Source organism: Streptomyces sp. NPDC055140, from assembly GCF_053607285.1.
Map to the genome: position 1 here is coordinate 1 of NZ_JBSGTG010000089.1, position 6241 is coordinate 6241.

Annotated in this window: 5 protein-coding genes and 3 pseudogenes; 4 read left to right on the top strand and 4 right to left on the bottom strand. The window is 66.8% G+C overall.

Annotation, left to right across the window (positions count from 1 at the left end; translation table 11 throughout):
• Positions 1 to 202: 202 nt before the first annotated feature.
• Positions 203 to 513: pseudogene (locus tag ACWFR4_RS47135) on the bottom strand (dihydrofolate reductase family protein); the annotation flags it as partial.
• A 171-nt stretch (positions 514 to 684) separates the two neighbouring features.
• Between ACWFR4_RS47135 and ACWFR4_RS47140 the strand changes: the two are divergent.
• From ACWFR4_RS47140 to ACWFR4_RS47150, 3 genes and pseudogenes are all read left to right on the top strand, one after another.
• Positions 685 to 1179: a MarR family winged helix-turn-helix transcriptional regulator gene (locus ACWFR4_RS47140; protein WP_453657940.1), complete on the top strand. Its 495-nt coding sequence runs from the start codon at positions 685 to 687 to the stop codon at positions 1177 to 1179.
• The gene (locus ACWFR4_RS47145; RefSeq protein WP_453657942.1) at positions 1176 to 1631 is read left to right on the top strand and encodes a MarR family transcriptional regulator; all 456 of its coding nucleotides are present in this window, start codon (positions 1176 to 1178) and stop codon (positions 1629 to 1631) included. Before ACWFR4_RS47140 ends, ACWFR4_RS47145 begins: the two co-directional genes overlap by 4 nt.
• 563 nt (positions 1632 to 2194) lie before the next feature.
• Positions 2195 to 2833: pseudogene (locus ACWFR4_RS47150) on the top strand (alpha/beta hydrolase); the annotation flags it as partial.
• 200 nt (positions 2834 to 3033) lie between these two features.
• On the opposite strand, the gene ACWFR4_RS47155 reads toward ACWFR4_RS47150, so the two are convergent.
• Both ACWFR4_RS47155 and ACWFR4_RS47160 read right to left on the bottom strand, forming a co-directional pair.
• Entirely contained in the window at positions 3034 to 4287 is a 1254-nt protein-coding gene (locus ACWFR4_RS47155; protein ID WP_453657944.1) for an RNA-guided endonuclease InsQ/TnpB family protein, read from the bottom strand.
• A gap of 731 nt (positions 4288 to 5018) precedes the next feature.
• The gene (locus ACWFR4_RS47160; RefSeq protein ID WP_382481958.1) at positions 5019 to 5384 is read right to left on the bottom strand and encodes a MerR family transcriptional regulator; all 366 of its coding nucleotides are present in this window, start codon (positions 5382 to 5384) and stop codon (positions 5019 to 5021) included.
• Between the two features lie 100 nt (positions 5385 to 5484).
• On the opposite strand from ACWFR4_RS47160, the gene ACWFR4_RS47165 reads away from it, so the two are divergent.
• On the top strand, positions 5485 to 5955 hold the full coding sequence (locus tag ACWFR4_RS47165) for a hypothetical protein (protein WP_453657946.1): 471 nt from the start codon (positions 5485 to 5487) through the stop codon (positions 5953 to 5955).
• A gap of 86 nt (positions 5956 to 6041) precedes the next feature.
• Here the strand turns inward: ACWFR4_RS47165 and ACWFR4_RS47170 are convergent.
• Positions 6042 to 6241 (bottom strand): annotated as a pseudogene (locus tag ACWFR4_RS47170) (IS1182 family transposase); the annotation flags it as partial.

The following is a 6241-nucleotide window of genomic DNA, read 5'->3' on the forward strand; positions in this document are numbered from 1 at the left end:
GCCGGTGGCCGTTCATCTATGCGGGCACCATCCCGATGCCGGAGCAAACCCCCGGATCAGGTCGAACCCGTACACCACTTCCCTGGACGCAACCGTGCCAGAATCCGTCTTTGAACCCTTGATCAGGGCGAATCGGCTGAACGGCTGGTCCTCGTTGAGTGCCTGGCCAGCCTTTTCAGCCCGCCCCGAGTGGGCCCTTGCGTCACCTTCGCCAGAACAGGTGGTGCGTCACGCCGCTCGGGCTGGGCACGACCTCCAGGTGAAACCGGTCGAGCAGCTCATCTGGGGACACCCAGAGTCGTAGTCCGGACCCGAGCTTTACTGGCGAGACCGCCACATGCATGGTGTCGACGAGGTCGGCGTCGAGGAACTGCCGGAGGTGGTGACCCCGCCGCCGAGCCGGACATCCTTGCCCTGTGCCGCTTTCCGTGCCCGTTCGAGGACCGTGGCCACATCGCTGTCGACGAAGTGGAACGTGGTGTCCGAGAGCGTGAACGACGGACGCGTGTGGTACCGCCAGCACGGAGCGATCGGGCAGGAACGTCTCGCTGTTTTCATCACGCAAACAAGGCGGCGGTCCCGCTGGAGGCGTTCCGTCAGCCCGTCGCGGCGCCGCGACGGGTGCATCGTCGCATCCGCCGAAAATAGTAGTCATGGACATAGTAGCTATGTACTCTATTTGTCATGAGCAAGGTTCTGCCGGGCCCCACGCCCGGCTTCCTGGTATGGCGGCTCGCCAACAAGTGGCGCGTCGCGGTCGATCGCGCGATGGCTCCGCTGGGCCTCACCCACGCGCAGTACGCACTGGTCGCGTCACTGCACGGCATGCAGCGCGTCGGCGAGCGGCCCAGCCAGCGCCAACTCGCTGACCACACCGGCCTGGAGGCGCTGTACGTCTCGAAGCTGGCGCGCGCCCTGGAGTCGGCCGGCCTGATCGAACGCACCCGCAACCCCCGCGACCCGCGCGCCGTGCAGCTCGCCCTCACAGAACAGGGCCAGTCCGTCGCGCGGCAGGCCATCACGGTGGTCCAAGAGCTGCACCAGCAGTTGCTGGAGCCGCTCGGCGGCCGCGACGCCCTGCGGACCCGCGCGTTCACCGACGAGCTGACGACCCTGCTCGACGCACCTCTCGCTCCATCCGTACCGAACGACGAGAGCACTCAGGGGACAACACCATGACCACCACTGCACCCACCAACGCATCCGTCGCCGACGCCCGCGCCCTCGGCCTGGCCCACTACGCCGCCCGCGGCGTCCTGGAGCACGTCCTGGCCCGGCACGGCAGCACGTTTCAGCAGCAGGTCGCTCTGCGCGCCGCGCTCACCGCCGACGCCCCGCAGGCGCCGGACGACCTCGTCGCCCAGGTCCAGGGCTCCCTCAAGGCCGATCCGGCCGACATCCGCGCCACTCTCGACGAGCTGCTCGCCAAGCAGCTGCTCGATACGGACGGCGAGCACCTTCGCCCCACGGACGCAGGGCGCGAGCTGCTTACCGCCGTCGGCGCGGAGAGCACCCCTATCAGCGCCCGCATCTGGGGCGGGATACCCGCCGAGGACCTGGCCGCCGCCGGCCGCGTCCTCGCCCTGGTCACCGAGCGCGCCAACGCGGAGCTTGCGGCGCTGACCGCCTGACCTCCGGCCAGGCCTGTAACTGGCCTTGATCAACGGGTGGTTCGCGTGAGGCCGTGGACCCAGATCATGGACGCGCGGAGATGCATGCCTGCGAGGTAGCTCTGCGGGGTCCTGTGGTAGTGGATGGCGATGCCGCGCCAGGCCGCACCGGTCCTGGAGCTGCCGGAGAATGACGCCATCGAGTCCGCCCAGCTCGCCACGCGTCTTGAGGACGTAGCCGCAGGCGGAGCACCTGATCCCGGCAGGCTCCGGCGTTGGGGAGGCTCGCTCCTCAGCTTCCTCGCATCTCCTGTCGTCAGCAGGGCGCTGGGAAGAGTTCCCGCTGCGTACACCGGGATGCCCCTCCCAGGGCTTCCTCCCCAACGTTGCACCGCCCCGCGCACGTGCGATGGAGCGCGGGGCCACGCAAGGAACGCCGTTCCTGTCAGGAGCGCTCATGGCGACCGTATGGCCAACACCTCGCCGGTGCCCGCCGGACTAGAGCGTATCGGAAGTGGATCACTGGCGAGGCGTGACGTCTAAGATCGCTTTCTTCGGCAAGTCGATCCGGGGAGGCGGGCCGAGTGACCAGCGCGGTTTTGGTTCACGGCCTGTATCACCAGCCTGAGCACTACATCCGGGTTGCTGAGGGCCTGCGAGCGGCAGGCGTCGACTTGGTTGCTTCCGAACTGCATCGGGGCTCTTTGACTGCGGACACGGCCGCGGTGCAGGCCGCCGTTGACGCGCTGGCGGAGCCTGCCTTGGTTCTGGGCCACTCCTGCGGAGGATCGGTGATCACTGGTCTGAGCGGAGTCGGGCGTCTGGTGTATCTGGCGGCCTACGTGCCGGATACGGGTGAGAGTGCGGAGGGCTAGGGCGGCGCCTCTGCCGAGTTGAAGGCCGCCATCGAGCCGCAGACCGACGGTTCTACGCGCCTTGACGCAAGCCGGGCAGTGGATGCTCTCTATGCAGACCGCCCTGGGCGCCTGGCCGCTTGGGCAGCGGGACTGCTACGAGCCCAGGCGGCCGGCTGCGGACAAGGAGTACCGGAACGCCGAAGCTGGAAACATGCCCCTTCCGTGTACGTCGTGTGCACGAGGGACCGAGCTATCGCGCCGGCTCTCCAACAGGTCATGGCCGCGCGCTGCGACTCCGTTCGCGAGTCGGAGAAGGGGCACTCTCCGTTTGTGGGCCAGCCGGAGCTGGTCATCGACCTGGTCCGAACTGCTCGATGCCTCGGACGCACCGGGCCGGGCAGACCGGGGGATTACAACCACGCTATGAGGCGACGGTCCTCGTCGCGGCCATCAACGAGTGGCTGCGACCGGGGCGTTGGAACGTGACGAGCGCTACCATGCGAGCCGACGAGCTCCTTTAATTGGCCAGGTTGGCGAGCCTCCGCAACTATGGCGCTCAGATCACGTCAACCACCCGGGACTGAAAGTCCTGGGCTTGCGCAACGGGCGCCACTGGCTGTGGTGCTGGGTTTGCGTCCTGTCCCACGCCCTCTGTTCGGGGGTGGGTCTGGGGCGGTTGACTGCGCCCCGCGTCGCCACAACTCTTCCGCACGGTGGCGGATGTTGCGGGAGCCGTTGCGGTCTGCGTGATCAACGAATCCGCAGGACCGGCATGCGAAGCGGGCCTGGGAGGCCCGGTTCGCCTTGTCGATGTGCCCGCATTCGGCGCAGGTGCGGGAGGTGTACGCCGCATCGACCTGCACCACCGGTACCCCTGCCTTGCGGGCCTTGTACGTAATGAAATCTCCGAGCTGGGCAAAGGCCCAGGAGGAGTGGGTGGCCCGTTGGGGCTTGCGAAGCCGTACCCGTGCGCGGATGCCCGTGAGGTCTTCCAGAGCGATACCGCGACCGGTGCGTTCTGCCTCGGCCACCACATGCTTCGCGATCTTGTGGTTGATGTCCCGCGCCCGCCGCGCCTCCTTACGACGCCGCCTCTTCAGGCGCCGTTTGGCGGACGGGGTGTTCTTACGCTGGAGCTTCTGACGCAGGACGCGCTCGCGCAGACGCCCGCGATTCAGCCGGCGTCCGGCCATGATCTGACCGTCCGAGGTGGTCGCGATGTTCACAATTCCCAGATCGACCCCCAGGAACTCCACCACGCTGGTGTTGAGTTCGGCCTCGGGGACCTCGCAGGTCGCGATCAGGAACCACATGCCGTCACGGAACAACAGATCGGACTCGCCCCTGCGGCACAGGGCCAGGCGCGCCACATGCTCGGGGGCAGCGGTGAACGCCACCCCCTTCATCCGGCCCGACAGCGTCCAGATCGACACCGTGCACTGCGTGTACTGCCAGGACAGCATCCGGTCGTCATACGGCTGCGCACCCTCCGGGCGGAAGGCGATCGGTTTCTCGACTGCGCGCCGGTAGCGCTTGGAGGTGGGCTTGCCGAGGTTTCCTGCCGTCAGGTTCGCCTTGAGCGTGGTGTAGGCGTCGCAGGTCTTCTTGATGACGTGCTGGGCCGCCTGCGCTCCGAGCCCCCACCGGTCCTTGACCGCCGTGTAGGTGTGCTCACGCAGGGGGAAGTTGCGCTTGATGTCCTTCTCGAACGCCATCTGGGAGACCCAGGTCGCGGCCTGATTGCAGGCGTGCAGGGTTTCCTCAAGTGCCGCCGCCTGCACGGGCGTCGGCAGGAGTTTCACCTGCACGGTTAACTTCACGACCGTGACGCTACCTGCCGCCTGACGTACCGGCATTCGAACAGCGCACATTCCTCGCCGGGCGCTGCGGCCCGGTTTCTTGCGTGCGCTCCGCGCCCGTTACCGCGGCGATGCTCCGCATCGCCACCACAGGATGCGATTCCTCCCGGGGGTGAACCCTCGGGGTTCCTCGCAAGAGCACGCTGAAGAACGGCTGACCGTCCCAGTACGCAAGTCCCGCGTGGTCCAGCGCGCCTACGGGGACGTAAAAGTCCAGCCAGTCACCGCCTTCATCACCGCCGCGGATCGCCACGCAACCGCACACGACCAGTTGGCCCGTCGGCAGACGGACCTGTCCGTGAAGGTGGCCGAACTGGGCCAGAGAGCCAACCGTGCACAGCACAAAATCCTGCTCTTCAGGCTCACGGTCTCTGTGCCCAAAGCACCCGTGGACGTCCGCGGCGGACCACAGAGCACTCAGGACGGCCTGAAGTTGGTCGTCGTCACTCGATCCAACCTCTATACCCAGCTCGTAGAAACCATCGGACCAGTTGGTCCGGTCCCGAAAGGCAGCAGGACTCGTCATGACGTGATCATGCGCCAGAGTCCAGTCCAGTGTCACCCGCATTCAAGTTGTGACTGAGCGCTTCAGTTGGCCGGCCTGAGCGCGATGTCAGCCTCGGGTCGGTGGGCGGCTGCCTCGTCGACTGCCTTGGTCAGCGGTCGGGCCCGTTACGCTCCCGACTCCGCCCTCATCCGGGTCGGCCAGCTGCCCGCAACGGGCATCCGGTGCCGACGCGCTCGGTAAGTTCGGCGCGCAGGGTGGCGAGTTCGGCCATGCGTGCGTCGACGAGCTGGATCTTTTCCTCGAACAGCGCGGACAGCGCTTCCGCGACGTCCGGCGCCCCACGCAGTTCCTCGCCGGTCCGCGCGATCTCCGCCAGAGAGAATCCGAGTGTCTGTGCCGTGCGGACATAGTGCAGCCAGGCCACTGCCTCGGGTGGGAAGTCGCGATAGCCGTTGGCCAGGCGCCGACCTGCGATGAGGCCGACCTTCTCGTAGAACCGAATCGTGTCCCTGGTCATCCCCGTCTGCGCGGCCAGCTCTCCGATGCGCATACCCCAGCGCCACCCCCTTCGGATGATGAACTTGACCTTGGACCGTACTCCACTGTTTAGCGTGAGGCGTCACTGACACCAGACCAGCTGGAGCCTCATCATGATCCGTCTCTCCGCCCCCGCACGTCCCGCCTATCTTCATGTCGTACGCGCGAGCGCCTGGTACGACCTCGCGGTCACCGCGGGGTTCGTGACACCGTGGACGTACGCGCTGGTGCACGACGTGCTGTCCTCATTGGGCGACGCACTCGGGTGGGGCGTCCTGCCCGAACTCGACCCGTGGCAGACCCTGTACGCGAATCTGATGGGTTCGGTCGTGGTCGTCTGGGCCACCCTGCGCATCGTCCGGCCGCTGCCGGTGCATGGACTGTTCGACGGCATCGCGCGCATGCTGTTCTCAGCGTGGATGGCGTACGCACTGGCCCAGGGTGCCTCGCGGATACTGTGGCTGTTCTTCACCGTCGAGGTCGCGTGGGGCATTGTCCAGCTTGTGCCGTGGCGGCGGAATCGACACAGCAACGCCAGCTTTGAGCACCAGGCCGGCCAACTGGAACGCTCAGCGGCCAACTGAAGCGCTCAGTCACACAAGTAGACGGGCACTGCCCCTTGAGATGACGTCTTAGCTTGACTCTGTCGGGGATCTTGGAACCGCCGAGGTCAGCTGCCCAGGGTTCGCCAGGACTTCGGCCGGGGTATCTCGCGCTGGTCGAGGTAGTTCTGGAAGGCAGTCGGTCGGCGGGGTGTGAGGGCTTCTTCGGTTGCTGGCAGTCCGCTAAGGCGTTCGATGTTGACGGCGATGGCCGTCAGGACGTGCTGGATGTGGGCTTTTCCCTGTCCGCGGTAGCGGCAGCGTCGCA

What these genes read in the sequence shown, in the direction of transcription:
- ACWFR4_RS47140 (WP_453657940.1), top strand. Translation starts at nt 685, where the DNA reads ATGAGCAAGGTTCTGCCGGGCCCCACGCCCGGCTTCCTGGTATGGCGG.
- ACWFR4_RS47145 (WP_453657942.1), top strand. Translation starts at nt 1,176, where the DNA reads ATGACCACCACTGCACCCACCAACGCATCCGTCGCCGACGCCCGCGCC.
- ACWFR4_RS47160 (WP_382481958.1), bottom strand. Translation starts at nt 5,384, where the DNA reads ATGCGCATCGGAGAGCTGGCCGCGCAGACGGGGATGACCAGGGACACG.
- ACWFR4_RS47165 (WP_453657946.1), top strand. Translation starts at nt 5,485, where the DNA reads ATGATCCGTCTCTCCGCCCCCGCACGTCCCGCCTATCTTCATGTCGTA.